This is a genomic window from Streptomyces hawaiiensis, from assembly GCF_004803895.1.
Taxonomy (GTDB): domain Bacteria; phylum Actinomycetota; class Actinomycetes; order Streptomycetales; family Streptomycetaceae; genus Streptomyces; species Streptomyces hawaiiensis.
This window is the reverse complement of the sequence record NZ_CP021978.1, coordinates 3,227,444-3,253,051: the sequence shown is the minus strand read 5'-3', so window position 1 is coordinate 3,253,051 and position 25,608 is coordinate 3,227,444. Positions and strand designations below refer to the sequence as shown.

The 25,608-nt window shown below is 70.5% G+C and carries 22 protein-coding genes and 1 pseudogene; 12 read left to right on the top strand and 11 right to left on the bottom strand.

Annotated features, from left to right (window positions below; translation table 11 throughout):
• Positions 1-2: 2 nt before the first annotated feature.
• The 3 genes from CEB94_RS14905 to CEB94_RS14895 are packed head-to-tail and all read right to left on the bottom strand — an operon-like array spanning position 3 to position 3,135.
• Positions 3-800, bottom strand: coding sequence for a sugar phosphate isomerase/epimerase family protein (locus CEB94_RS14905; RefSeq protein WP_179956583.1), 798 nt, complete (start codon positions 798-800; stop codon positions 3-5).
• A 35-nt stretch (positions 801-835) separates the two neighbouring features.
• Positions 836-1,987, bottom strand: coding sequence for a dihydrodipicolinate synthase family protein (locus CEB94_RS14900; RefSeq protein WP_175432689.1), 1,152 nt, complete (start codon positions 1,985-1,987; stop codon positions 836-838).
• Positions 1,984-3,135 (bottom strand): Gfo/Idh/MocA family protein, encoded by a 1,152-nt coding sequence (locus CEB94_RS14895; RefSeq protein ID WP_175432688.1) that lies wholly within the window; start codon positions 3,133-3,135, stop codon positions 1,984-1,986. Before CEB94_RS14895 ends, CEB94_RS14900 begins: the two co-directional genes overlap by 4 nt.
• 333 nt (positions 3,136-3,468) lie before the next feature.
• Here CEB94_RS14895 and CEB94_RS14890 point away from each other — a divergent pair, with 333 nt between their 5' ends.
• On the top strand, positions 3,469-4,518 hold the full coding sequence (locus CEB94_RS14890; RefSeq protein ID WP_175432687.1) for a LacI family DNA-binding transcriptional regulator: 1,050 nt from the start codon (positions 3,469-3,471) through the stop codon (positions 4,516-4,518).
• Between the two features lie 156 nt (positions 4,519-4,674).
• On the opposite strand, the gene CEB94_RS14885 is transcribed toward CEB94_RS14890, so the two are convergent.
• Positions 4,675-5,247 carry a dihydrofolate reductase family protein gene (locus tag CEB94_RS14885; RefSeq protein WP_175432686.1) on the bottom strand — a complete coding sequence of 191 codons (573 nt, stop codon included), beginning with the start codon at positions 5,245-5,247 and terminating at the stop codon, positions 4,675-4,677.
• 227 nt (positions 5,248-5,474) lie between these two features.
• Here CEB94_RS14885 and CEB94_RS14880 point away from each other — a divergent pair, with 227 nt between their 5' ends.
• Together CEB94_RS14880 and CEB94_RS14875 are read left to right on the top strand one after the other, a co-directional pair.
• A complete protein-coding gene (locus CEB94_RS14880) occupies positions 5,475-6,407 on the top strand; it encodes a bifunctional helix-turn-helix transcriptional regulator/GNAT family N-acetyltransferase (protein ID WP_175432685.1) in 933 nt (310 codons plus the stop codon).
• Positions 6,408-6,451: 44 nt separating this feature from the next.
• Positions 6,452-7,255 (top strand): sugar phosphate isomerase/epimerase family protein, encoded by an 804-nt coding sequence (locus CEB94_RS14875; RefSeq protein ID WP_175432684.1) that lies wholly within the window; start codon positions 6,452-6,454, stop codon positions 7,253-7,255.
• Positions 7,256-7,286: 31 nt separating this feature from the next.
• Here the strand turns inward: CEB94_RS14875 and CEB94_RS14870 are convergent, their stop codons facing one another.
• Positions 7,287-7,529: a DUF397 domain-containing protein gene (locus tag CEB94_RS14870; RefSeq protein WP_175432683.1), complete on the bottom strand. Its 243-nt coding sequence runs from the start codon at positions 7,527-7,529 to the stop codon at positions 7,287-7,289.
• On the bottom strand, positions 7,516-8,340 hold the full coding sequence (locus tag CEB94_RS14865) for a helix-turn-helix domain-containing protein (RefSeq protein ID WP_175432682.1): 825 nt from the start codon (positions 8,338-8,340) through the stop codon (positions 7,516-7,518). The genes CEB94_RS14870 and CEB94_RS14865 overlap by 14 nt, the downstream gene beginning before the upstream one ends.
• Positions 8,341-8,669: 329 nt before the next feature.
• Between CEB94_RS14865 and CEB94_RS14860 the strand changes: the two genes are divergently transcribed.
• The gene (locus CEB94_RS14860) at positions 8,670-8,978 is read left to right on the top strand and encodes a hypothetical protein (protein WP_175432681.1); all 309 of its coding nucleotides are present in this window, start codon (positions 8,670-8,672) and stop codon (positions 8,976-8,978) included.
• Positions 8,979-9,004: 26 nt separating this feature from the next.
• Here CEB94_RS14860 and CEB94_RS40900 read toward each other — a convergent pair.
• The 3 genes and pseudogenes from CEB94_RS40900 to CEB94_RS14850 form a co-directional block, all read right to left on the bottom strand.
• A pseudogene (locus CEB94_RS40900) lies at positions 9,005-9,193 on the bottom strand (hypothetical protein); the annotation flags it as partial.
• An 18-nt stretch (positions 9,194-9,211) separates the two neighbouring features.
• On the bottom strand, positions 9,212-9,859 hold the full coding sequence (locus CEB94_RS14855) for a dihydrofolate reductase family protein (RefSeq protein WP_175432680.1): 648 nt from the start codon (positions 9,857-9,859) through the stop codon (positions 9,212-9,214).
• A gap of 86 nt (positions 9,860-9,945) precedes the next feature.
• Complete coding sequence (locus CEB94_RS14850; protein WP_175432679.1) at positions 9,946-10,311, bottom strand: cupin domain-containing protein; 366 nt, start codon at positions 10,309-10,311, stop codon at positions 9,946-9,948.
• A gap of 208 nt (positions 10,312-10,519) precedes the next feature.
• Here CEB94_RS14850 and CEB94_RS14845 point away from each other — a divergent pair, with 208 nt between their 5' ends.
• The 6 genes from CEB94_RS14845 (at position 10,520) to CEB94_RS14820 (ending at position 19,511) form a co-directional block, all read left to right on the top strand.
• Positions 10,520-11,539: a LacI family DNA-binding transcriptional regulator gene (locus tag CEB94_RS14845; protein ID WP_175432678.1), complete on the top strand. Its 1,020-nt coding sequence runs from the start codon at positions 10,520-10,522 to the stop codon at positions 11,537-11,539.
• Positions 11,536-13,068 (top strand): sugar ABC transporter ATP-binding protein, encoded by a 1,533-nt coding sequence (locus tag CEB94_RS14840; protein ID WP_175432677.1) that lies wholly within the window; start codon positions 11,536-11,538, stop codon positions 13,066-13,068. Before CEB94_RS14845 ends, CEB94_RS14840 begins: the two co-directional genes overlap by 4 nt.
• Positions 13,058-15,007, top strand: coding sequence for an ABC transporter permease/substrate-binding protein (locus CEB94_RS14835; RefSeq protein ID WP_175432676.1), 1,950 nt, complete (start codon positions 13,058-13,060; stop codon positions 15,005-15,007). Before CEB94_RS14840 ends, CEB94_RS14835 begins: the two co-directional genes overlap by 11 nt.
• Positions 15,008-15,082: 75 nt before the next feature.
• On the top strand, positions 15,083-15,985 hold the full coding sequence (locus CEB94_RS14830) for a ribokinase (protein ID WP_175432675.1): 903 nt from the start codon (positions 15,083-15,085) through the stop codon (positions 15,983-15,985).
• Positions 15,982-16,371, top strand: a complete 390-nt coding sequence (rbsD, locus tag CEB94_RS14825; protein ID WP_031130587.1) for a D-ribose pyranase — start codon at positions 15,982-15,984, stop codon at positions 16,369-16,371. The genes CEB94_RS14830 and rbsD overlap by 4 nt, the downstream gene beginning before the upstream one ends.
• A 953-nt stretch (positions 16,372-17,324) precedes the next feature.
• Entirely contained in the window at positions 17,325-19,511 is a 2,187-nt protein-coding gene (locus CEB94_RS14820) for a bifunctional polysaccharide deacetylase/glycosyltransferase family 2 protein (RefSeq protein WP_175432674.1), read from the top strand.
• A 688-nt stretch (positions 19,512-20,199) separates the two neighbouring features.
• Here CEB94_RS14820 and CEB94_RS14815 read toward each other — a convergent pair.
• A complete protein-coding gene (locus tag CEB94_RS14815) occupies positions 20,200-20,712 on the bottom strand; it encodes a GNAT family N-acetyltransferase (RefSeq protein WP_175432673.1) in 513 nt (170 codons plus the stop codon).
• A 176-nt stretch (positions 20,713-20,888) separates the two neighbouring features.
• Entirely contained in the window at positions 20,889-21,059 is a 171-nt protein-coding gene (locus tag CEB94_RS14810) for a hypothetical protein (protein WP_157851227.1), read from the bottom strand.
• Positions 21,060-21,588: 529 nt separating this feature from the next.
• On the opposite strand from CEB94_RS14810, the gene recD2 reads away from it, so the two are divergent.
• Complete coding sequence (recD2, locus tag CEB94_RS14805; RefSeq protein ID WP_175432672.1) at positions 21,589-23,868, top strand: SF1B family DNA helicase RecD2; 2,280 nt, start codon at positions 21,589-21,591, stop codon at positions 23,866-23,868.
• A 179-nt stretch (positions 23,869-24,047) separates the two neighbouring features.
• Positions 24,048-25,337 carry a citrate synthase gene (locus CEB94_RS14800; RefSeq protein WP_175432671.1) on the top strand — a complete coding sequence of 430 codons (1,290 nt, stop codon included), beginning with the start codon at positions 24,048-24,050 and terminating at the stop codon, positions 25,335-25,337.
• The last annotated feature ends 271 nt before the right edge of the window (positions 25,338-25,608 follow it).

Genomic DNA, 25,608 nt, shown 5'->3' with positions numbered 1-25,608 from the left:
GTTCAGCGTGTGTGTGCGGTGAACCTCTCCGCCGTTTCCGCCAGGACCTCCTGGCCGTCCCGGGCCCAGAGGACGTCGTTGAACAGCTCCACCTCGATGGCGCCCGTGTAGCCGGCCGCCTCCACGTAACCCTGCCACTCCCTCATGTCGATCGACCCGTCGCCGATCTGACCGCGGCCGGTGAGGACACCCTCCGGGAGGGGAGTCGTCCAGTCGGCGAGCTGGAAGGTGTGGATACGCCCGCCCGCGCCCGCCCGGGCGATCTGCGCGGGGGCGGTGTCGTCCCACCAGATGTGGTACGTGTCGACCGTGACGCCGACCTGGTTCGCCGGGAAGCGCTCGGCGAGATCCAGCGCCTGGGCCAGGGTCGACACCACGCAGCGGTCCGAGGCGTACATGGGGTGCAGCGGCTCGATGGCCAGCCGGACGCCCTGCCGCTCCGCGTACGGGCCCAGTTCCGACAGGGCGTCCGCGATGCGCTCGCGGGCGCCGTGCAGGTCCTTGGAGCCCGCGGGCAGACCGCCCGAGACCAGGACCAGCGTGTCCGTGCCCAGGGCGGCCGCCTCGTCGATCGCACGGCTGTTGTCGGCCAGGGCCTCCGCCCGCTCCCGCGGGTCGATCGCCGTGAAGAAGCCGCCCCGGCACAACGTCGTCACCGTCAGGCCCGCGTCCCGCACCAGCTTGGCCGTGGCCTCCAGACCGTACGTCTGCACCGGCTCGCGCCAGAGCCCCACGTTGCGGATACCCAGCCGGGCGCAGCCGTCGACCAGTTCCGGCATCGACAGCTGCTTCACCGTCATCTGATTGATGGAGAAGCGCTCCAGTCCCGCAGTGCTCACTGGTTCACCCCGTACAGGCTCAGCAGTGTCTTCATCCGTTCCTCCGCCAGCTTCGGGTCGGGGAACAGCCCCAGCCCGTCGGCCAGTTCGTACGCCGTCGCGAAGTGCGGCAGCGAGCGGGCCGACTGCAGGCCGCCGACCATGGTGAAGTGCGACTGGTGGCCCGCCAGCCAGGCCAGGAACACCACACCCGTCTTGTAGAAGCGGGTGGGCGTCTGGAAGAGGTGACGGGAGAGCCCGACCGTGGGGTCGAGCAGCGCGCGGAAGCCCTGCACGTCGCCCGTGTCCAGGACCCGGACCGCCTGAGCCGCCAGCGGGCCCAGCGGGTCGAAGATACCGAGCAGGGCGTGGCTGAAGCCCTGTTCGTCGCCCGCGATCAGCTCAGGGTAGTTGAAGTCGTCGCCCGTGTAGCAGCGCACGCCCTGCGGGAGCCGGCGGCGGATGTCGATCTCGCGCCGGGCATCCAGCAGGGAGACCTTGATGCCGTCGACCTTGTCGGGGTGGGCCGCGATCACGTCCAGGAACGTGTCCGTCGCCGCGTCCAGGTCGGACGAGCCCCAGTAACCCTCCAGCGCCGGGTCGAACATCGGGCCCAGCCAGTGCAGGACCACCGGCTCGGCCGACTGGCGCAGCAGGTGGCCGTAGACCTCCAGGTAGTCCTCCGGCCCGGAGGCCGCCGCCGCGAGCGCCCGGGACGCCATCAGGATGGCCTGCGCGCCGGACTCCTCGACGAGGGCGAGCTGCTCCTCGTAGGCCGCGCGGACCTCCGCGAGCGACCCGGAGGCGATCTGGTCGGTGCCCACACCGCAGGCGATGAGGCCACCGACCGCCTTGGCCTCCGCCGCCGACCTGCGGATCAGTTCCGCCGCGCCCGCCCAGTCCAGGCCCATGCCGCGCTGGGCGGTGTCCATGGCCTCGGCGACCCCCAGCCCGTGCGACCACAGGTGGCGGCGGAAGGCGAGGGTGGCGTCCCAGTCGACCACGGCGGGCGAGTCGGGTGAGACGTCCGCGAACGGGTCGGCGACGACGTGCGCCGCCGAGAAGACCGTGCGGGAGGTGAAGGGCGTGCCGGGGGTCACGGCCAGGGGCTCGGTGCGGGGCTCGTAGGTCCGCAACACCCCGTCGGCGCCGGGGAGTCGGATGGTCACAGTGAGATCTCCGGTACGTCGAGACGGCGGCCCTCGGCCGAGGACTTCAGGCCCAGCTCGGCGAGCTGCACACCGCGGGCACCGGCCAGCAGGTCCCAGTGGTAGGGGGCGTCGGCGTAGACGTGCCGCAGGAACAGCTCCCACTGGGCCTTGAAGCCGTTGTCGAACTCGGTGTTGTCCGGGACCTCCTGCCACTGGTCGCGGAAGACCTCCGTGGCGGGGATGTCCGGGTTCCAGACCGGCTTGGGGGTGGCGCTGCGGTGCTGGACACGGCAGTTGCGCAGACCCGCGACCGCGGAGCCCTCGGTGCCGTCCACCTGGAACTCCACCAGCTCGTCGCGGTTGACGCGCACGGCCCAGGAGGAGTTGATCTGGGCGATCGCGCCGCCCTCGAGCTCGAAGACGCCGTACGCGGCGTCGTCGGCCGTCGCGTCGTAGGGCTTGTCGTTCTCGTCCCAGCGCTGCGGGATGTGGGTGGCGGTGAGGGCCTGGACGGACTTCACGCGGCCGAACAGCTCGTGCAGCACGTACTCCCAGTGCGGGAACATGTCGACGACGATGCCGCCGCCGTCCTCGGCGCGGTAGTTCCACGACGGGCGCTGGGCGGTCTGCCAGTCGCCCTCGAAGACCCAGTAGCCGAACTCGCCGCGCACGGACAGGATCCGGCCGAAGAAGCCGCCGTCGATGAGGCGCTTCAGCTTCAGCAGGCCCGGGAGGAAGAGCTTGTCCTGGACGACGCCGTGCTTGATGCCGGCCTCGTTCGCCAGCCGGGCGAGGTTCAGGGCGCCGTCGAGGCCGGTGGCGGTCGGCTTCTCGGTGTAGATGTGCTTGCCGGCCGCGATGGCCTTCTTCAGCGCCTCCTCGCGGGCCGAGGTGACCTGCGCGTCGAAGTAGATGTCCACCGTCTCGTCGGCGAGGACCGCGTCCACGTCCGTCGAGACGTGCTCCAGCCCGTGCTGCTCGGCCAGCGCCTTCAGCGCGTGCTCCCGGCGGCCGACCAGGATCGGCTCGGGCCACAGCACGGTGCCGTCGCCGAGGTCGAGGCCGCCCTGTTCGCGCAGGGCGAGGATGGAGCGGACCAGGTGCTGGCGGTAGCCCATGCGCCCGGTCACGCCGTTCATGGCGATTCGCACCGTCTTGCGTGTCACGTCGTTCCCTTCGTACGCGGTCGTCGCGCCGCGTACGCCTCACCCTTCACGGGCGGCCCGGTGAGCCGGTCGTGGACTGGTGAGCGTTGCAGCAAGCGCTTTCTATCTACGGAGAAGCTAGCCTCTGAACCGCGGTCCGGACAAGACCGTGACCAGGACGAGTTGTTCGAGGGGGCGAACAACCCGGGGTCGGGGGCTTAAGGTCTGCTCGGAACCTTGGCCATGGGTTCGTCGGGGCAGGGGCGCTCGACCTGCCGATCCGCGCGGAACCATGGCCAGTGGTGTGGGTGTGTATGAGGGCGGAGACGAGATGCGCGACCGGAGGACGACGACATGACGGTGACCCTGGCGGACGTGGCGGCCCGCGCGCAGGTCTCGCCCGCGACGGTGTCGCGCGTGCTGAACGGGAACTACCCCGTGGCGGCCTCCACCCGTGAGCGGGTGCTGAAGGCCGTGGACGAGCTGGACTACGTACTCAACGGGCCCGCGAGCGCCTTGGCCGCCGCCACCTCCGACCTGGTCGGGATCCTGGTGAACGACATCGCCGACCCGTTCTTCGGGATCATGGCGAGCGCCATCCAGGGGGAGATCGGCGGGCCGGGCGGCCGTGCGGGCGGGGAGAGACTCGCGGTGGTCTGCAACACGGGCGGCTCCCCGGAGCGGGAGCTGACCTACCTCACGCTGTTGCAGCGCCAGCGCGCCGCGGCCGTGGTGCTCACCGGCGGGGCGATCGTGGACGCGACGCACCAGGCGGCGATGGACGCGAAGACGCGGAAGCTGGCGGAGGCCGGGACGCGGGTCGTCCTGTGCGGACGCCCGCCGGCGCCGGAGACCGGGGCGATCGCGCTGACCTTCGACAACCGCGGCGGCGGGCAGGAGCTGACCGAGCACCTCATCGGGCTCGGACACCGGCGGCTCGGGTACATCGCGGGCCCGGAGGAGCGGACGACCACGCGGCACCGGCTGGAAGGGCACCGGGCCGCGCTGGCCGCGCACGGGATCGAGGAGGACCCTCGGTGGACCGTGCACGGGCGCTACGACCGGCGGTCCGGCTACGAGGCGACGCTGGAGCTGCTGCGGCGTGATCCGTCGCTGACGGCGGTCGTCGCGGCGAACGACTCCGTCGCGCTGGGGGCGTGCGCGGCGCTGCGGGACTCGGGGCTGCGGATTCCGGACGACGTGTCGGTGGCGGGGTTCGACGATCTGCCGTTCAGCATCGACGCGGTGCCTTCGCTGACGACGGTGCGGTTGCCGTTGGCGGAGGCCGGGGCCCGGGCCGGGCGGATCGCCATGGGACGGGAGGAGGCGCCGCCCGGGGGGATCGCGTCGGTTCGCGGGGAGCTGATGGTGCGGGGGTCCTCCGGGGTGCCGCGGTCTTCCTGAGGTGCCCTGGCTGGGGGGTGATGTGGGAGCTGCCGCTCCCACGCCCCGGCTCCGGTTTGAACGGACCGTCCTCATGTGCTCCCACGCCCGCCGAGCAGGCCTCTCCGGCGAGTGCCGCGTCCGGGAACCCCAGGGCGGGACAACTGCGGGGCCTCGTCAGCGAACGACGTCGAAGACGTTCTTCTGCAGACCGTTGGCGTAGGCCTCGTGCTCGACGAGCCGCAGCTTCTGGGTGTCCTTGTCCGTGGCGCTGAAGAGCCGCTTGCCCGCCCCGAGCAGGAGCGGAAAGACGAGCAGGTGGTAGCGGTCGATCAGGCCGGCGTCCGAAAGGGCCCGGGTCAGGGAGGCGCTGCCGTGGACGATGATCGGGCCGCCCTCGGTCTCCTTCAGCGCGGCGACGTCGTCGAGCGAGCGCAGGATCGTCGTCTCGCCCCAGTTCGACACCAGGTCGTCCTCGGTGAGGGTGGTGGAGACGACGTACTTCGGCATCACCTTGTAGTCGGCGAAATCCTCCATGTCGGGCCACACCGGACTGAACGCCTCATAGCTGGTGCGGCCCATCATCATCGCGGTGGCTTCCTTCTGCTCCCGGCCCTTGATCTCGAATGCCTCGGGAAGGAACTCGACGTCCTTGAAGGTCCACCCGGAGTTCCGGTATCCGGGCTCGCCGCCCGGGGCCTCCACGACGCCGTCGAGCGAGATGAAAGCGGTGCTGATCAGGGTGCGCATTCTGGGTTCCTCGGTATCTCGTGCCGGCTTGTCAGCGGATTCCGTCGGTGCACGCTTCCACAACACTCGCGGCTGCGACGCACGAACACGTCCTCTGACTGCGGAACACGCGGAAACTCATCGGCCGCCGCCCGTCCGGATCGCCTCGTGCCTGGTCTCAGGTGCCCTGGACGTCTAGGCTCGGCCACGGGTATCTCTGACTGAGTCAAATATCGGGGGTCGAGCCCATGACCGTCCAGGACGTCCGCTCCTTCAACCGCTTCTACACGAACGTCATCGGCGCGCTCGACTACGGCCGCCGGCTCTACGCCCCCTACACCCTCACCGAGTCCCGCGTGCTCTACGAGCTGGCGCACGCACCCCGTACGGACGCCGCCGACCTGCGGGCGCAGCTGCACCTGGACGCCGGGTACCTGACCCGCATCCTGAACAAGTTCGAGGAGGACGGACTGGTCGAGCGCGGCCCGTCCGAGACGGACTCGCGCCGCCGCCGCGTCACGCTCACCGCGTCCGGGCGGGAGGCCGCCGCGCTGCTCGACGAGCGGGCGCGGCAGTCGGTCGGGGCGATGCTGGACACGGTCCGGGCCGAGGACCGGCCGCGGCTGGCGGACGCCATGCGCACCGTCCGGACGATCCTGGGCGACGGCCGGGCCTCACGCCCCGAGGACGTCTTGCTGCGCGAGCCCGCCCCCGGCGACCTCGGCTGGATCGTGCAGCGCAACGCCGCGCTGTACGCGGCCGAGTACGGCTTCGACGCCGACTACGAGGGGCTGGTGGCGAGGATCGTCGCCGACTACGGCGAGGACCACGACCCGCACCTGGAGCGGACCTGGATCGCCGAGCTGGACGGCCGGCCGGTGGGGTGCGTGATGTGCGTACGGGACGACGCGCCCGGCGCCGCCCGGCTGCGGCTCCTGCTCGTCGAGCCGGACGCACGCGGCCTCGGCATCGGCGACCGCCTCGTCGGCGCGCTCGTCGCCTTCGCGCGCGAGGCCGGCTACCGCGAGGTCGTCCTGTGGACCAACGACATCCTCGCCGCGGCCCGCCGCATCTACCAGCGCCACGGTTTCGTGCTGGTCGCGGAGAAACCGCACCGCTCCTTCGGCCGGGATCTGACCGGCCAGGACTGGCGGCTGGATCTTCACGCAACACCAGGGTGACCAAGGGGAGTCGCAGGCGGGGGTGCCGGGTAGGGTCCGTCCACATGAAGCTGGCGTTCTCCACCCTCGGTGTCCCCGGCCTGCCCCTGCCCGACGTCCTGCGGCTCGCGACCGCCCACGGCTATCACGGCGTGGAGCTGCGCACCCACCCCGAGGAACCGGTCCACACCGGCCTCGGCCCCGCCGAACGCGCGGACGTCGCGGCCGAGTTCAAGGGAGCGGGCGTAGAGCTCCTCGGCCTGGCGGGCTACGCACGGGTCGCCGCGCCGGGCGACGACGAGCCCGTCCTGGCCGAGATCCGTGCCCTCCTCGACCTCGCCCACGACCTGGGCGCCCCGTACGTCCGGGTCTTCCCCGGCGGCGACCTCGATGTCCAGACCCCCGAGGAGGCCGACGCGACGGCCGCCCGACGCCTGGGCACGGCCGCCGAACACGCCAATGACCTGGGCGTACGCATCCTCCTCGAAACCCACGACTCGCACCGCACCGCCGCCGACGCGATGCGGATCCTCGGCCTCGTCGGCCACCGCCAGGTCGGCGCCCTCTGGGACGTGATGCACACCTGGCTCGGCGGCGAACAGCCCTCCGAGACCTACGCGGCGCTCTCCCCCCACCTCGGCTACGTCCAGGTCAAGGACATCGCCTCCCCCGACGACACGACCCCCCTGTCCCTCGGCGCGGGCGTCCTCCCGCTGGCCGAATGCGTCGAGGTCCTCTCCCGTCACGGCTGGGACGGCTGGCTCTGCTGGGAGTACGAGAAGCGCTGGTACGAGGAGGCGGCGCCCCTGCCCGATCTCCTGGGACCGGGGAGTGAGCACTTGAGCAGGTTGCTGAACGACTCGGCGTGAGGGGGCAGCCCTCGGTGGAGCGTGGGATCGGTCAGCACCGGCTGACCGGTGCCTCGCTGCCTGCCCAGCCCCTGATGTGCCCATCCTTGACGGCGGCGACGAACGCCGCCCAGCCGCTCCGCGAGAAGACCAGGGCGGGGCCGTGAGTGGCCTTGCTGTCCCGCACCGGCACGTCGGGGTGGCCGGGGGCGACTTCGAGGCACTCGCCTTGATCGCCTCCGCTGTAGCTGGACTTGTACCAGCAGGTGGGAGCGATGTGCTCACTGTCGATCATGCGTATGTTCCTCCGCTGCCGCCCTGACGAGGGCCAGTGACTCCTGCTGCGACAACGCGTCGCTCAGCGCCAGAGCGTAAGCGGTCTGACAGGCACTCACCAGAGCCGGATCGTCCATCAAGTTGCCGGTCTGGAAGCCCTCGACGTAGGCAACCGGGGCCGAGTCCTCGAAGGTCATGAGCGTGAGCAGACTCTGCATGAGTGCGTGCGCCCCCACGCCGTAGGGGAGGACGTGCAGGCGCAACCGTCCCGACTCGGCCATGTCCGCGACTTTGTGCAACTGCTCCGCCATGACCTGAGGTCCGCCGACGCGACGGCGGAGGACTGCCTCGTCGAGCAGCGTCCAGACGACAGGCTGAGCCGGCCCGTCGAGGATTCGACGGCGTTGCGTTCGAATGACAACGAGCTCGTCAAGTTCTTCGGTCGTGTGGTTCGGACGGTAGGCCCGGAACAGGGCGCGTGCGTAGTCGTCGGTCTGAAGCACTCCGGGAACCAGAGAGAGTGCGAACTGCTGGATGTGAGTTGCCAGTTGCTCCAGCTCGGCCACCGCCGCGAAATGGTCGGTGTAGTGCGACTCCAGGTCCTCCAACCACCGCGCGAAGAACCCGTCCGTCCCCAGAGCCCGGTCGATCCGTTGCGCGTCATCCGGCTTGGGAAGGCGTCTGCCCGCCTCGAAATGACTGATCAGCGTGGGCGAGCACACCACTTGGTCGCCCAGTTCCTCCTGGGTGAGGCGGGCGGCGGTCCGCCTCAGCCGCATCTCCTCCCCGTACTTCTGACGCGGCGTTCGAAGCATGCGGTGTTCGTCCATCGGCCAACTCCTCTTCTTGACAGACGCGATGTCAAGCTCCACCCCCTGGCAGCGTAGCGAGAGCCGACCTCACTCTGTGAGTGCTTCACCACAGAACGCAGTCACCACAGGTGAGAAGGCAGGCAGACAGACGTGACAGACCTCATCGCCCGGCTCCTGGAGCCGCTTCTCCGCTTCCTTCTCCCTCCCCGGGGGAGGCGACGGCGATCGGTGTCACCACCCTCGCGCCCGTACGCGTGCCCGGCGGTCTGCTGCCGCCCCGACGAGCGTCCGCTCCGGGGAGAGGACAACCGGCTGGTGCGCCCCTACCTGATGGCGGAGGCGGGCGTATGACCGGCGGGGCGCGCGATCACGCGGTGGCCGGGCGGCTCCTGCCGTGGACCAGTACCGACGGCAGACCGTGCTACCTCGTGGGCGACGGGACCGGCTACGTCTCACGGCTCGCCGACGAGATCGAGGACGTGCAGATCGACATGGCGGACCATCTGCTCGGGCACGCCGCCGAACTCCTTGCGGAGCGCCGCGTGACCAGCGCGGAACTGCGCTACCTGACCCTGCGGCTCAGCGAGTCCCTGCGAGATGTCAAACGGGTCGCGGAGAGCAGGGGGGCGCGGCTCGCCCACGGGCCCCGGCCGTGATCAGGACGACGACAGCGCGTATCGCCGCGGCGGGCGCACGCCCGGGCCGCGCGGGCGCGGTCGCCGCACCGGACGGAGCAGCAGTGGCGGCGGCCGTGACGGAAGGGGTAGCGGTCGCACGGAGGGGAGCCGCAGGCGGTGAGGCGCTCGGCTTCGGGGGAGGCGAGCAGACCGGCGGCGTCGGCGGCGAGGGTCCTCAGGGCGAGGTCGACGATCGCGGCTGGGGCCCGCCGTCACTTCCTCCAGAACAGGTGATGCACCACCCCGCTCGGGCTCGGCACGACGTCGCGGTGGAAGCGGTCGAGCAGTTCCTCGGGGGACTCCCACAGTCGTGAGCCGGACCCGAGCACCACGCCGGGCGATACCGTCACGTGCAGCGTATCCACCAAGTCGGCGTCCAGGAACTGCCGGATGGTCGTCGCCCCTCCGCCGAGCCGGACGTCCTTGCCCCCGGCCGCCTTGCGCGCTTGGGCGAGGACCTCGGCCGGATCCCCGCCGACGAAGTGGAACGTGGTGTCGGAGAGGGTGAACGAGGGGCGCTCGTGGTGGGTCATGACGAACACCGGCGTGTGGAACGGGGGCTCGTCGCCCCACCAGCCCTGCCACTCGTGGTCCTGCCAAGGGCCGCGCTGGGGGCTGAACTTGTTGCGGCCCATGATCTCGGCGCCGATGTTGTTGTGGAAGTCGCGCGTCAGGTAGTCGTCGAGGCCGCGGCTGCCACCGGGGTCGGTACGGTTCGGCCAGCTCGCCGTGGCCCCGGCCCAGGCGAACATCGTGCCGGGATCGGCATGGCCGAACGGCCGCTCCAGGCTCTGGTGCTCACCGGCACCGAATCCGTCACTCGAGACATTGAAATTCTGCACGCGCAGCAGCTGGGACACGGCGCTCCTCCTGTGGTCGATGCGAGGAAGACCGTCCGGACCGGCGAAACTCATCGGTGCCGGCCCGGCGGATCAAAGACCCCGGCTCACCCGGCCTGCGCCGTCACGTGGTCGATCACCTGCTGGAAGTCCTCACTCGGCGAGAACTCCACCAGCTCGCTGTCCTCCAGCGCCACCGGCACATGGCCGGGGCTCCAGTAGTACGCCTGCCCCGCCTCGTACTCCTCCTCGCCCGCGGCCGTGCGCATCCTGATCCGCCCCTTGAGCAGATAGCCCCAGTGCGGGCACTGGCACGCGTCATCGGGCAGGCCCTTCAGGGCGGGGCCCATGTCCGTGCCCCGGGGCAGGGTGATGTAGCCGACCGACAGGCCGCCGCCGATGGGCTTGATGCGCAGTACCACTCCGTCGCCTTCGAGGGCGACGGGTACGTCGTTCCGGGTCGCCGCAGTCATGGCTCCTCCGCTCGCCTTGGAAACGGACCTCCTCCTTCCAGCCTGAACCGCAGGGGGGTCACCCGCGACATCACGATCCGGTCAAGAGGTACCGCCGGGGGCTTGTTTCCGCGGCGTGTAATCGATTCCATGCTCCCGTCGATGTAATCGATTCCACGAGCGCTCACCTGTGCTCCCCACGACTGATCCACAAGGAGGTGGAGCGGCGGTGGCCAGCATCAAGGACGTCGCTGCCGAGGCCGGCGTCTCCGTCGCCACGGTCTCGCGCGTCCTGAACGACCATCCGTCGGTCAGCGCCGACGCACGCACCCGCGTGCTGGCCGCCGTCGAGACCCTGGGCTACCGCCCGAACGCCGTCGCCCGCTCCCTGCGCACCGACCAGACCCACACCCTCGGCCTGGTCATCAGCGACGTACTGAACCCGTACTTCACCGAGCTGGCCCGCTCCGTCGAGGAGGAGGCCCGCGCGCTCGGCTACAGCGTCATCATCGGCAACGCCGACGAACGGCCGGACCTCCAGGACCACCACGTACGCACCCTCCTCGACCGCCGCATCGACGGCCTGCTCGTCTCTCCCACGGACGGCGGCTCGCCGCTGATGCTGGACGCCGCGCGGGCCGGGACGCCCATGGTCTTCGTCGACCGCTGGATCCCGGGCGTGGACGTGCCGGTCGTCCGGGCGGACGGGCGGGCCGCCGTACGGGACCTCGTGGCGCATCTGCACGGGCTCGGGCACCGGCGGCTCGCGATCATCGCGGGCCCGGCGGCGACCACGACCGGCCAGGAGCGCGTCGAGGCCTTCCGGGAGGCGCTCGGCGCGTACGGGCTGGAACTGCCCGACGCCTACATAGGGCAGGGCGACTTCCAGGCCGAGAGCGGTCGTCTGGTCACCGAGGGCTTCCTCGACCTGGCCGAGCCGCCCGAGGTCGTCTTCGCGGCCGACAACCTGATGGCGCTCGGCGCGCTGGACGCCGTACGCGCGCGTGGCCTGCGCGTACCGGACGACCTCGCGCTGGCCGCGTTCGACGACGTCCGGTGGTTCGTGCACACCGATCCGCCGATCACCGCGATCGCCCAGCCCACGGGCGAGCTGGGCCGGGCCGCCGTACGGGCCCTGGTCGACCGCATCGAGGGGCGGCCCGGTGAGTCCGTCACCCTCCCCGCCCGTCTCGTCGTACGCCGCTCGTGCGGCGAGGACCCCACCCCAGTGCAAAGGAGCACGACGTGAGCAACGCGGACGAGTTGCTGCGCATCGAGGGCATACGGAAAACCTTCCCGGGCGTGGTCGCGCTGGACGGCGTCGACTTCGATCTGCGCCGGGGCGAGGTGCACGTACTGCTCGGTGAGAACGGTGCGGGCAAGAGCACCCTCATCAAGATGCTCTCCGGCGCCTACACCCCCGACGCCGGGCGGATCCTGGTCGGCGGTGAGGAGACGCGCATCCAGGGTGCGCAGGACTCCGAGCGGCTCGGGATCGCCACCATCTACCAGGAGTTCAACCTCGTACCCGACCTCACGGTCGCCGAGAACATCTTCCTCGGGCGCCAGCCGCGCCGCTTCGGGATGATCGACCGCAAGCGGATGGAGGCCGACGCCGAGGTCCTGCTGAAGCGGGTCGGCGTGAACGTCTCGCCCCGCGCGCGGGTCCGCGAGCTCGGTATCGCGCGGCTGCAGATGGTCGAGATCGCCAAGGCCCTCAGCCTGAACGCCCGCGTGCTGATCATGGACGAACCGACCGCCGTGCTCACCTCCGAGGAGGTCGACAAGCTCTTCGCGATCGTGCGCACGCTGCGCGAGGACGGCGTCGGGATCGTCTTCATCACCCACCACCTGGAGGAGATCGCCGCGCTCGGCGACCGGGTGACGGTCATCCGGGACGGCAGGAGCGTCGGCCAGGTGCCCGCCGCCACGCCCGAGGACGAGCTGGTGCGGCTCATGGTCGGGCGCTCCATCGAGCAGCAGTACCCGCGCGAACGCGCCGACCGGGGTTCCGCGTTGCTCACCGTCGAGGGACTGACCCGGGACGGCGTCTTCCACGACGTCAGCTTCGAGGTGCACGCCGGTGAGGTCGTCGGCATCGCGGGGCTGGTCGGCGCCGGTCGTACGGAGGTCGTACGGGCGGTCTTCGGGGCCGACTCGTACGACAAGGGCACGGTGAAGGTCTCCGGCGCCTCCATCGCCAAGTACGACGTCAACGCGGCGATGACCGCCGGTATCGGGCTCATCCCCGAGGACCGCAAGGGCCAGGGCCTGGTGCTGGACGCCTCGGTCGAGGAGAACCTCGGGCTGGTGACCCTGCGGTCGGCCACGCGCGCCGGGCTCGTCGACCTCAAGGGCCAGCGCGAGGCCGCCGAACGCATCGCCAAGCAGCTCGGGGTGCGGATGGCCGGACTCGGCCAGCATGTCCGCACCCTCTCCGGTGGCAACCAGCAGAAGGTCGTCATCGGCAAGTGGCTGCTCGCCGACACCAAGGTGCTGATCCTCGACGAGCCGACGCGCGGCATCGACGTCGGCGCCAAGGTCGAGATCTACCAGCTCGTCAACGAACTCACCGCCGCCGGCGCCGCCGTCCTGATGATCTCCAGCGATCTGCCCGAGGTGCTCGGCATGAGCGACCGGGTGCTGGTGATGGCCCAGGGCCGGATCGCCGGTGAACTCTCCGCCGACGAGGCGACCCAGGACGCCGTGATGGCACTCGCCGTCAGCACTCCCCCGACCACGACCACGACCGGAACGGAGGCCTCCCGTGGCCACTGACACGCTCAAGAGAACGACGGGCGCGGGTGGCGCCTCGGGAGGCCTGCGCCGTCTCCTGCTCGACAACGGCGCACTCACCGCACTGATCGTCCTCGTCGTCGCGATGTCGGCCCTGTCCGGCGACTTCCTGACGGCGGACAACCTCCTCAACGTCGGCGTGCAGGCGGCCGTCACCGCCATCCTCGCCTTCGGCGTGACCTTCGTGATCGTCTCGGCGGGCATCGACCTGTCGGTCGGCTCGGTCGCCGCGCTGTCCGCCACGGTCCTCGCCTGGAGCGCCACCTCCGCGGGCGTCCCGGTCTTCCTCGCCGTACTCCTCGCCATAGCGACGGGCATCGTCTGCGGCCTGGTCAACGGCATCCTGATCTCCTACGGCAAGCTGCCGCCGTTCATCGCCACACTGGCCATGCTGTCCGTGGCCCGCGGCCTGTCCCTCGTCATCTCCGAGGGCTCCCCGATCGCCTTCCCCGAGTCGGTCTCCCACCTCGGCGACACGCTCGGCGGCTGGCTGCCGGTGCCGGTCCTGGTGATGATCGTGATGGGCCTGATCGCCGCGTTCGTGCTCGGCCGGACCTACATCGGCCGCTCCATGTACGCGATCGGCGGCAACGAGGAGGCCGCGCGGCTGTCCGGGCTGCGCGTGAAGAAGCAGAAGCTCGCGATCTACGCCTTCTCGGGCGTCTTCGCCGCGGTCGCCGGTGTGGTGCTCGCCGCCCGTCTGTCCTCCGCGCAGCCCCAGGCCGCCGACGGCTACGAGCTGGACGCGATCGCCGCCGTCGTCATCGGCGGTGCCTCCCTCGCGGGCGGCACCGGCAAGGCGTCCGGCACGCTCATCGGCGCCCTGATCCTGGCCGTGCTGCGCAACGGGCTGAACCTGCTGAACGTCTCCGCGTTCTGGCAGCAGGTCGTCATCGGTGTGGTCATCGCGCTGGCGGTGCTGTTCGACACGCTGCGGCGCAAGGCGGGGGCGACCCCGGTGGCCGGTGCTTCTTCAGGGGGCAAGGGCAAGCAGGCGGTGACGTACGGGCTCGCGGCCGTGGTCACCGTCGCGATCGTCGGCGCCACGTCCTTCCTGCACAACGGCTCCTCCGCCACGAGCAGCCCCAAGATGGGCCTGTCGCTGTCCACCCTCAACAACCCCTTCTTCGTACAGATCCGGGCGGGCGCCGAGGCCGAGGCGGAGAAGCGGGGCGTGGACCTGACCGTCACCGACGCTCAGAACGACGCGTCCCAGCAGGCCAACCAGCTGCAGAACTTCACCAGTTCCGGCCTCGGCGCGATCATCGTCAACCCGGTGGACTCGGACGCCGCGAGCAACTCCGTCAAGGCCGCCGACCAGGCGAAGATCCCGGTCATCGCGGTCGACCGGGGCGTCAACAAGGCGCCGGTGGACGCTCTCGTCGCCTCCGACAACGTCGCCGGCGGTGAACTCGCCGCCAAGACCGTCGCCGACAAGCTGGGCGGCAAGGGCAAGATCGTGATCCTCCAGGGCCAGGCGGGCACCTCCGCGGCCCGGGAGCGCGCACAGGGCTTCGCGAACGGCCTCAAGGCCTTCCCGGGCATCCAGGTCGTCGCCCAGCAGCCCGCCGACTTCGACCGCACCAAGGGCCTCGACGTCATGTCGAACCTGCTCCAGGCCCACCCGGACGTCCAGGGCGTCATCGCCGCCAACGACGAGATGGCCCTCGGCGCGATCAAGGCGCTGGGCTCCAAGGCCGGCAAGTCCGTCTCGGTCGTCGGCTTCGACGGCACGCCGGACGGACTGAAGGCGGTCGAGGGCGGCACGCTGTACGCGTCCGTGGCGCAGCAGCCGTCCCAGCTCGGGAAGATCGCCGTGGACAACGCCCTGCGGGCCCTGAAGGGCGAGAAGGTCGAGGAGACGGTGAAGGTGCCGGTGAAGGTGGTCACGAAGGAGAACGTGGCCGGCTTCAGCGGCTGACATCGGGGAACGGCCGGGCGGTCACACACAGCTGGTGGACCGCCCGGCCATGTCACTCACGTGGGGAGACAACTCATGTACGACTACGACCTCCTGGTCGTGGGGTCGGCCAACGCCGACCTGGTGATCGGGGTGGAGCGCCGGCCCGGTGCCGGCGAGACCGTGCTCGGCTCCGATCTGGCCGTCCACCCGGGCGGCAAGGGCGCGAACCAGGCGGTCGCCGCCGCCCGGCTCGGCGCCCGTACGGCGCTGCTGGCCCGGGTCGGCGACGACGCCCACGGCCGGCTGCTGCTGGACTCGCAGCGCGAGGCGGGCGTCGACACGGTGGGGGTCCTGGTGGGCGGCGCGCCGACCGGGGTCGCGTTGATCACGGTCGACCCGTCCGGGGACAACAGCATCGTCGTCTCGCCCGGCGCCAACGGCCGCCTCACTCCGGAGGACGTCAGCGCCGCAGGGTGCCTCTTCCAGGGCTCCAAGGTGGTGTCGGCGCAGCTGGAGATCCCGCTGGAGACCGTGGTGGAGACCGTACGGAACCTGGCGCCACACAGCCGTTTCGTGCTGAACCCCTCGCCGCCGCGCCCCCTTCCGCAGGAGGTGCTGGCGGCCTGCGACCCGCTGATCGTGAACGAGCACGAGGCGAAGGTGATCCTGGGCGACTCCGCCGTCGGGGACACCCCCGAGGACTGGGCGCGGATCCTCCTCGCCAAGGGCCCGAGGTCGGTGGTGGTGACGCTGGGCGCCCAGGGCGCGCTGGTGGCGTCGGCGCAGGGGTTCTCGCGCGTGCCGGCCGTGAAGGTGGACGCGGTGGACACGACGGGAGCGGGCGACTCCTTCACGGCCGCGCTGGCCTACCGGCTGGGGGCGGGCGAGTCCCTGGCTCAGGCGGCGGCGTACGCGGCGCGGGTGGGTGCCGCGACCGTGACGAAGGAGGGCGCGCAGGCGTCCTTCCCGACGGCGGCGGAGGTCGCCGCACCGTGAAGAGGACCGGAATACTGAACCGCCACCTCGCCGGTGCGCTGGCCGAACTCGGTCACGGCGACGGGGTGCTGGTGTGCGACGCGGGCATGCCCATACCCGACGGTCCCCGGGTGGTGGACCTGGCCTTCCGGGCCGGGGTGCCGGCGTTCGCCGAGGTGCTGGACGGGCTGCTGGCCGAGCTGGTGGTCGAGGGGGCGACGGCGGCGCGGGAGCTGCGGGAGGCCAATCCTGAGGCGTCGTCGCTGCTGGAGGGGCACTTCCCCGGGCTGGACCTCGTCTCGCACGAGCGGCTCAAGGAGCTGTCGGCGGGGGCCCGCCTGGTCGTCCGCACGGGCGAGGCACGGCCGTACGCGAACGTCCTGCTGCGGTGCGGCGTCTTCTTCTGACGCCCCTGGACGGCATCTGCCGCCCCTGAACGGTTTCGAGGGGGCCCGGTCCGTCGACCGGGCCCCCTCGGCCTTTTCCCCTCCCGTCAGGAACCTCGCGATCCCCCCAGATCCCCTCCCCCAAAGGCCCTGACACCAAGTACGACCCGCGGGGGCCGGGAAGGGTTGCACGGCTGAGTAAGAAATTCTTGCCGTCTCTTGAGGAACTCGCCCGCGCCGCAGCGGCGTACGCTGAACGCCATGGTGCTTCTTCGTCCCAAAAGCGGGCATACGGGACAGGAATCGTCGGGCGATTCGAACCTCCCCGTGTTCGTCGACGCCTCCGGCCGACGTGCGCGGTATCTGCGGCGCGCCGGCTACGGGCTGGCCGCCGGTGCTGCCACGTACATGGCGGTACTGGGCCTGAGCCTGATGGGAGCAACGCCCTTCGCGCCGGGGGCCATCCTGCCCGGCGACATCGCGGCGCCCGCCGCACCGGGGCCCCACACCCCCGGCCGGGTGCCCCCGGCACCCGGCGAGCCACCCGCGTCGGACCGCTCGGAACGCGTCGGTCCGGGCAACCTGCTCGTTCCGCAGTTCACCGTGCCCGGCCCTCCTGTCGCTCCGCCCCTGATACCCGGGGACCCACCCATCGACCCCCCGGCACCTCCTGACACACCAGAACCGCAGGCACCAACGACTCCACCGGCGCAGCCCGTTCCCGATGATCCTGCCGCTCCCGCCCCCACACCGGGCACGGGCACCGCGCCCGCCTCGCCTCCGCCCTCTCCCGCTCCGCCGACCACGGCCCCACCGGTACCCGAGCCCCCGGCGCAGACGCCGCCACCGGCACCCGCACCCCCGGTGCAGACGCCGTCGCCGGCCCCCGAGCCGACAGGGCCGGCGACCGGCCCCTCGGCGCCGTCCGGTGTCACACCCCCGTCCTCCGACCCATCGGTGGCCGAGGCCCCCTGATGCGGCGGCGTCCTCACCGGCCACCCGGCCCCTCACCGAGGTCGCCCGGTCCGCGGCGGACGCGACCGCCCCTGTCGCCCCGGCGCCGGTTCCGCATCGTCGTTCCCCTTGTCCTGCTGGCCTTCGTCGCCTCGGTCCTCCTGGTCGAGGGGTACACCACGCGCGGCTTCGCCGGTGACCAGGAAGGGCGCAGCGGGCGCCCCGCCATCGGCGTCCCCCGCAGGATCGCCGGCGGCGGTCCGGTCGTGGACACCACCGACGCTCACCTGCGGACCTATCGCACACCGGCCAAGACCATCGTCCTGACCTTCGACGACGGCCCCGACCCCACCTGGACACCCCGCATACGGGCCGTTCTCGACCACTACGGCACGCCTGGCACCTTCTTCGTCACCGGGCAACAGACCGTCAGGCACCCGGGAGTTCTGCGCAGTGTGATCCGTTCCGGCCACGAGGTCGGTGTGCACACCTTCTCCCACCGGGACCTGACCACCCAGTCGGCGAGCGCCGTCGACCGTGAGCTGGCGCTGACCCAACTCGCCCTCGCCGGGGCCGCAGGCATCAACACGTCGCTGATGCGGATGCCCTACTCCTCGACCACATCCGCCCTCGACGCCCCGGCCTGGACCGTGACCCGGCGCCTGGGCGCGAAGGGCTACGTCCTGGCGTTCATCGATCAGGACACCAACGACTGGCGGCGCCCGGGCGCCCGGGCGATCGCCGACGCGGCCACGCCCGACGCGCCGGGCAGGGGCGCGGTCGTCCTCCTGCATGACGCGGGAGGGGACAGATCACAGACCGTCGAGGCCCTCAAGACCTTGATCCCCCGGCTGAAGGCCCAGGGGTACCGCTTCACCACCCTGGCCGATCTCGTCGGCACCGACAGTTTCACCAGCCCCGTCGGAACAGGGGAACTGTGGCAGGGCCGCATCTTCGTGGCCGCTGTCACCGTGTCGAGGGCAGCGGTTTCGGCCGTCAGCCTGTTGCTGCTGGTGGTCGGTTCGCTCGTCCTCGCACGGTGTGTGCTCCTGCTCGCCCTAGCCCGCCACCACGCCCGTCGGCACCGGCGCCCGCATACCGGCCCGCGCCGACCCGTCACCCGGCCCGTCAGTGTCGTCATACCCGCGTACGACGAGGAGCTGTGCATCCCCAAGACACTCCGTTCGCTCGCCGCGAGCGACCATCCCGTCGAGATCATCGTCGTGGACGACGGTTCCCACGACGGCACCGCCGACCTCGCGCGGTCCCTCGCCCTCGAGAACGTCACCGTCATCCGGCAGCCCAACGGAGGCAAACCCTCCGCCCTCAACACCGGCGTCCTGCGGGCCTCACACGACATCGTCGTCATGCTGGACGCCGACACCGTCTTCGCGCCCTCGACCGTCGGCCGTGTGGTCCAGCCGTTCGCCGACCCCCGCGTCGGCGCCGTCGCGGGCAACGCCAAGGTCGGCAACCGCCGGCGTCTGCTCGGCCGGTGGCAGCACATCGAGTACGTCATGGGCTTCAACCTCGACCGCCGTATGTACGACCTGCTGCGCTGCCTGCCCACCATTCCCGGTGCCGTGGGGGCGTTCCGAGTCGAGGCCCTGCGGGACGCCGGGATGATGAGTGCCGACACCCTCGCCGAGGACACCGACATCACCATGGCCCTGCACCGGGCCGGGTGGGAGATCCGCTACGCGCCGGACGCACTCGCCTGGACCGAGGCACCGGCCTCGCTGCGGCAACTGTGGCGCCAGCGCTACCGATGGAGTTACGGCACCATGCAGGCGGCATGGAAGCACCGGCACGCGCTGCTCGAGCGGGGCCACGCGGGCCGCTTCGGCCGCCTCGGTCTGCCCTTGCTGGCCGTCTTCCAGATCTTCACCCCACTGCTCTCCCCGCTGATCGACATACTGGCCCTGTACGGTCTGGTGTTCGGAGACCCGCTCATCACGGTCCTGGCCTGGAGCGGCATGCTGGCTGTGCAGGCCATGTGCGCCGCGTACGCCTTCCACCTCGACGGCGAGCGGCTCCGGCCCCTGTGGGCGCTCCCTCTCCAGCAGGTCGTCTACCGCCAGCTGATGTATCTGGTCCTCGCCCAGGCCTGTCTGACCGCGATCAACGGCTACCGACTGCCCTGGCAGCGGCTCAAGCGCAGCGGAGACGTGATGCTGCCGTCTCAGCCCTCGACCCGCCGGACGTGAACCGCCTTGCGGACGGGCGGTGCCAGACGCCCCCTGGGCCGGATGGCTCACCCGGTTCACCGAGGACATGACACGCTCTGACCCAGCCCTTTCTCACCCCCGCCCGCTCAAGCCCCCTCAGCTCATCGCGCGATCGGGTTGAGTTGCCCGCCTTCGGGGCCGTCAGCCTTCCTCCTGGGCACTTTTGCGCTCAGGGTGTGATCATGAAAATCCCGCGACTGCACTCCGTGCACCGTTCCCTCGCGCACTCGGCCGGCGCGACCGTCATCGTCCTCGCAGCAGCCCTGACCTCCGCCGCCCCCGTAGCGGCACACACCGCTGCGCCGCCTGACCGCGAAGAGGGCCAGACCTCTACGTGCCACACGACCCGCGTGCAGAAACAGGGCCTCGAAGACATCGTCTGGAGTGTCCTGTTCGGGCCCCAGAGCCTTCAAGCGCAGGAGACCGGGTGCGACGATGGCGCAGCGTCGGGGGAGAAGGACGAGACCAGAAGTGTCATGCGGCCCGTGCTGGCCCCCTGACCTGCTGACGTTGCGCCTCCGCCTCGCAGCCGAAGTGGTGCGGGCGTCCGGCGCCCCGGCCGGCGGTTCGAGTACGGCGAGGGAGCCCTGGGCTCCCTCCTGTACTGGCCTCCGCACCGGCCTGCTCGACGCGGAGGGCCGCCGGACGGCGCCGTGGCCGTACGTCTCTACGAGCGCCCCGGGAGACGGCGGGTCAGCACGCGCGTGAGCGCGCCGTCGTCCTCGACGATGTCCCGAGCGTGTTCGAACCCGATCTTGCCCAGCAGGCGCAGCGACGCCTTGTTCTGCGCGGCCACGGTGGCGTGCACCTCGGTCAGCCCGAGCGACTCGAAGCCATGACTCACGAGCGCCTCCGCCAGCTCCGTTCCGAGCCCGCTGCCCCAGACGTCAGGCCCCAGGGCATAGACGATCTCGTGACCATCGACCTCTTCGGTCCGCTTGATCTCCGCGTGCCCGACCAGGAGCCCGCCACGCCGGACCGCCCACACGTCGAACAGATCCCCCGCGTACACCTTGCTGAAGATCCGCCCGAACAGCGCCCGGTCCGCGGCCTCGGCAGCAGGCCCGTCACCCATCCACCGGGACACCCTCCTGTCCTGGAACAGTGCGACGAAGCTCTCTTCGTCGTCCGGGCGGTAGGCGTCAAGAAACAGGCGTGGGGTGCGCAAGGTCGGGGGCATGCCGGGGGACGCTACCCACGGACAGCGCGGAGCGGCAATCGACTTTCGTCCACACTCGACGCACGGTGGCCGGGACAGTAGCCGCGATGCGCGCGACGACCCCCCGAAGCCGACGAACTCCGGGCATTCCGTGGTGATCTCGATGCCGAACACCCGCAGGGCTGCTGCCGGCGCCCTCATCGCCGCAGGCTGTAGCTCACCATCGACGCCCCCACCACCGACCCGAACGCCGGCAGCAGGAACTGCGCGAAGGCCTCCCAGCCCCAGACGATCCCCGCGCACGCCGCCGTGATGTTGATGGCCAGGGACATGATCCACAGGGCGACGCTCTGGGCCTGGGGTGACATCGTTCCTCGTCGTCAATCGGGGCCGGGAAATGGAGAGGGGGCGGGGCGGAATCAACCCGGTCCCGGGCTTGGCAGAGGGCGGAATTCCGGCATGGGGGCCCGGTTCAGCGGGGGAGAGCCGGGGGTGTTCCCGTGCGGCGCGGAAGGCCCGGGGGCCACGACCGCATGGTCCCCGGAAATCGCTGGAGCCATCACGAGCAGCGTCAACGTGCTGACGGCGCACAGGCCCACGAGGAGCGTGCCCGCCGTGTGCGCGCGCCGAGGGGCGCTCGGGCCTGGGGGACGCATCGGCATCACGGGTCGCTCCGGAATCAAGTCCGCCCCCCTTTTCATGAACCCCTGAATTCTTTCACGGGAAAGGATCACAAAAGGGGCGGCCGGTATGCTTGAACTGTAAAGCTTCGGGCTTGCTTGTGAATTCACCGTGAAAGGTGAATCCCTGCCCGCATACTGATCGGTCGCTTTTCGGGAGGGGCCGCCGACGGTCCGCCCCCGCCGCACTGTCGTACCCGGGCGGTACCGTCGGATCATGACCGATCAGGCGGGGGCCGCCCAGGCGGGCGAGCGGCGACTGGCCACACTGGAAGGCGTACTCGAACGCATCACGTACGCCAACGAGGAAAACGGCTACACGGTCGCCCGGGTCGACACCGGCAGAGGCGCCGGCGACCTCCTCACGGTCGTCGGCGCGCTGCTCGGAGCCCAGGCCGGCGAATCCCTGCGCATGGAGGGACGCTGGAGCTCCCACCCGCAGTACGGCAAGCAGTTCCACGTCGAGAACTACACGACGGTCCTGCCGGCCACCGTCCAGGGCATCCGCCGCTACCTCGGCTCCGGCCTGGTCAAGGGCATCGGCCCGGTCTTCGCCGACCGCATCACGCGGCACTTCGGCATGGACACCCTCAAGATCATCGAGGAGGAGCCCAAGCGGCTCGTCGAGGTCCCCGGGCTCGGCCCCAAGCGCACCAAGAAGATCGCCGACGCCTGGGAGGAGCAGAAGGCCATCAAGGAGGTCATGCTCTTCCTCCAGACGGTCGAGGTCTCCACGTCCATCGCCGTGCGCATCTACAAGAAGTACGGCGACGCCTCCATCTCGGTCGTGAAGAACCAGCCGTACCGGCTCGCGTCCGACGTCTGGGGCATCGGCTTCCTCACCGCCGACAAGATCGCCCAGTCCGTCGGCATCCCGCACGACAGCCCCGAGCGCGTCAAGGCCGGCCTGCAGTACGCGCTGTCCCAGTCCACCGACCAGGGGCACTGCTTCCTCCCGGAGGAGCAACTGATCAAGGACGCGGTCAAGCTCCTCCAGGTCGACACGGGCCTGGTCATCGAATGCCTGGCCGAACTGGCCGAACCCCCCGAGGACGGCGAGGACCCCGGCGTCGTACGGGAGAAGGTGCCGGGCCCCGACGGCGGGGAGCCCGTCACCGCGATCTACCTCGTCCCCTTCCACCGCGCCGAACTCTCCCTGTCCGCCCAGCTGCTGCGCCTCCTGCGCACCGGCGAGGACCGCATGCCGGGCTTCCGGGCCGTGGCCTGGGACAAGGCGCTGAGCTGGCTGAAGGGCCGTACGGGCACCGAGCTCGCGCCCGAGCAGGAGGCCGCCGTCAAACTGGCGCTGACCGAGAAGGTCGCCGTCCTCACCGGCGGGCCCGGCTGCGGCAAGTCCTTCACGGTCCGCTCGATCGTGGAGCTGGCCCGCGCCAGGAAGGCGAAGGTCGTGCTCGCCGCCCCCACGGGCCGGGCCGCCAAGCGCCTGGCCGAGCTCACCGGCGCCGAGGCCTCCACCGTCCACCGCCTGCTGGAGCTCAAGCCCGGCGGCGACGCGGCCTACGACCGGGAGCGCCCGCTGGACGCCGACCTGGTGGTGGTCGACGAGGCGTCCATGCTGGACCTGCTCCTGGCCAACAAGCTGGTCAAGGCGGTCCCGCCGGGAGCACATCTGCTGTTCGTGGGGGACGTGGACCAGCTGCCCAGCGTCGGCGCGGGCGAGATCCTGCGGGACCTCCTGGCCGACGGCGGCCCGATCCCCGCCGTCCGTCTCACCCGGGTCTTCCGGCAGGCCCAGCAGTCGGGTGTGGTGACCAACGCGCACCGGATCAACGCCGGCCAACACCCGGTCACGGACGGCATGAAGGACTTCTTCCTCTTCGTCGAGGACGACACCGAAGCCGTCGGCAGGCTCACCGTCGATGTGGCCGCCCGCCGCATTCCGGCCAAGTTCGGGCTGGACCCGCGCCGGGACGTCCAGGTCCTCGCGCCCATGCACCGCGGCCCGGCCGGTGCGGGCACCCTCAACGGCCTGCTCCAGCAGGCCGTCACCCCGGGCCGCCCCGACCTGCCCGAGAAGAGATTCGGCGGACGGGTGTTCCGTGTCGGCGACAAGGTCACCCAGATTCGCAACAATTACGACAAGGGCGAGAACGGGGTCTTCAACGGCACGGTCGGTGTGGTGACCTCGCTCGACCCGGTCGACCAGCGCCTGACGGTGCTCACGGACGAGGACGAGGAGGTGCCGTACGAGTTCGACGAGCTCGACGAGCTGGCCCACGCGTACGCCGTGACGATCCACCGCTCCCAGGGCAGCGAGTACCCGGCGGTCGTCATCCCGGTCACCACGAGCGCCTGGATGATGCTCCAGCGGAACCTGCTCTACACGGCGGTCACCCGGGCCAAACAGCTGGTCGTCCTGGTCGGTTCGCGCAAGGCGATCGGCCAGGCGGTGCGCACGGTTTCGGCGGGCCGGCGGTGCACGGCACTCGACTTCCGGCTCGGTTCAACGAAAAATGATCGATCAAACGAGTCGTGAAGGTCACAAGACACTTCCGGAAGGCGAACACAGGGGGCAGGATGAGCAAGTTGGCGGCACTCAGTGCCGTCAATAGGCCCGATGGTCGACCCCGAGTGCACTCTCCTGAGCCAAGTGGGGGATGGTAGAGACAGTCAGGGCAACCTCGAAGATGAGGCACAACGTCGGTGAGGGAAGACGTGAGCGACAACTCTGTAGTACTGCGGTACGGCGACGGCGAGTACACCTACACGGTGATCGATAGCACCGTCGGTGACAAGGGCTTCGACATCGGAAAGCTCCGCGCCCAGACCGGTCTGGTGACGCTGGACAGCGGTTACGGCAACACCGCCGCGTACAAATCCGCCGTCACCTACCTGGACGGCGAAGCGGGCATCCTGCGGTACCGCGGCTATCCGATCGAGCAGCTGGCCGAGCGCTCCACCTTCCTGGAGGTCGCCTACCTGCTGATCAACGGCGAGCTGCCGACCGTCGACGAGCTCTCGGTGTTCAAGAACGACATCACGCAGCACACCCTGCTGCACGAGGACGTCAAGAACTTCTACAAGGGCTTCCCGCGCGACGCCCACCCGATGGCCATGCTGTCCTCGGTCGTCTCGGCGCTGTCCACGTTCTACCAGGACAGCCACAACCCGTTCGACGAGCGCCAGCGCAACCTCTCGACGATCCGTCTGCTCGCCAAGCTCCCGACGATCGCCGCGTACGCGTACAAGAAGTCGATCGGTCACCCGTTCGTCTACCCGCGCAACGACCTCGGTTACGTCGAGAACTTCCTCCGCATGACCTTCTCGGTCCCCGCGCAGGAGTACGACCTGGACCCGACCGTGGTCTCGGCGCTCGACAAGCTGCTGATCCTGCACGCGGACCACGAGCAGAACTGTTCGACCTCCACGGTCCGCCTGGTGGGTTCCTCGCAGGCGAACATGTTCGCCTCGATCTCCGCCGGCATCAACGCCCTGTGGGGCCCGCTGCACGGCGGCGCCAACCAGTCCGTGCTGGAGATGCTGGAGGGCATCCGCGACTCCGGCGGTGACGTCGACTCCTTCATCCGCAAGGTGAAGAACAAGGAGGACGGCGTCCGCCTGATGGGCTTCGGCCACCGGGTCTACAAGAACTTCGACCCGCGCGCCAAGATCATCAAGGCCGCCGCGCACGACGTGCTGTCCGCGCTCGGCAAGTCCGACGAGCTGCTGGACATCGCGCTCAAGCTGGAGGAGCACGCGCTCTCCGACGACTACTTCGTCTCGCGCAGCCTCTACCCGAACGTGGACTTCTACACGGGCCTGATCTACCGGGCCATGGGCTTCCCGACCGAGATGTTCACGGTCCTGTTCGCCCTCGGCCGCCTGCCGGGCTGGATCGCCCAGTGGCACGAGATGATCAAGGAGCCGGGCTCCCGCATCGGCCGCCCGCGTCAGATCTACACGGGCGTGGTCGAGCGCGACTTCGTCCCCGTCGAGGAGCGCTGAGGCGCCCTACGGCTTCGAGCCCCCGTATCCGCCCGGTTGTTCCGGCGGGTGCGGGGGCTTTCGCGTGGGCGGGCGCGGGGACGGAGAGTGCAGGAGGTGAAGGCGGAAAGTGTCGACGGGTGAGACGGAGAGCGTCGACGGGTGAAGGCGGAGAGCGTGGACGAGTAAGGGTGAGGCGCGGCGACAAAAAAGAAGGCGCCCCGGCGCCGGTCCCCCCACGGGCCGACGAACCAGGGCGCCTTCCCAGTCCCGGTACGGATTCCCCCCACGG

Coding starts and splice junctions, on each gene's coding strand:
- CEB94_RS14885 (WP_175432686.1), bottom strand. CDS start 5,247: ATGCGCACCCTGATCAGCACCGCTTTCATCTCGCTCGACGGCGTCGTG.
- CEB94_RS14875 (WP_175432684.1), top strand. CDS start 6,452: ATGAAGCTGGCGTTCTCCACCCTCGGTGTCCCCGGCCTGCCCCTGCCC.
- CEB94_RS14850 (WP_175432679.1), bottom strand. CDS start 10,311: ATGACTGCGGCGACCCGGAACGACGTACCCGTCGCCCTCGAAGGCGAC.
- CEB94_RS14815 (WP_175432673.1), bottom strand. CDS start 20,712: ATGCCCCCGACCTTGCGCACCCCACGCCTGTTTCTTGACGCCTACCGC.
- CEB94_RS14905 (WP_179956583.1), bottom strand. CDS start 800: ATGACGGTGAAGCAGCTGTCGATGCCGGAACTGGTCGACGGCTGCGCC.
- recD2 (WP_175432672.1), top strand. CDS start 21,589: ATGACCGATCAGGCGGGGGCCGCCCAGGCGGGCGAGCGGCGACTGGCC.
- CEB94_RS14820 (WP_175432674.1), top strand. CDS start 17,325: ATGCGGCGGCGTCCTCACCGGCCACCCGGCCCCTCACCGAGGTCGCCC.
- CEB94_RS14860 (WP_175432681.1), top strand. CDS start 8,670: ATGACCGGCGGGGCGCGCGATCACGCGGTGGCCGGGCGGCTCCTGCCG.
- CEB94_RS14830 (WP_175432675.1), top strand. CDS start 15,083: ATGTACGACTACGACCTCCTGGTCGTGGGGTCGGCCAACGCCGACCTG.
- CEB94_RS14865 (WP_175432682.1), bottom strand. CDS start 8,340: ATGGACGAACACCGCATGCTTCGAACGCCGCGTCAGAAGTACGGGGAG.
- CEB94_RS14890 (WP_175432687.1), top strand. CDS start 3,469: ATGACGGTGACCCTGGCGGACGTGGCGGCCCGCGCGCAGGTCTCGCCC.
- CEB94_RS14870 (WP_175432683.1), bottom strand. CDS start 7,529: ATGATCGACAGTGAGCACATCGCTCCCACCTGCTGGTACAAGTCCAGC.
- CEB94_RS14810 (WP_157851227.1), bottom strand. CDS start 21,059: ATGTCACCCCAGGCCCAGAGCGTCGCCCTGTGGATCATGTCCCTGGCC.
- CEB94_RS14880 (WP_175432685.1), top strand. CDS start 5,475: ATGACCGTCCAGGACGTCCGCTCCTTCAACCGCTTCTACACGAACGTC.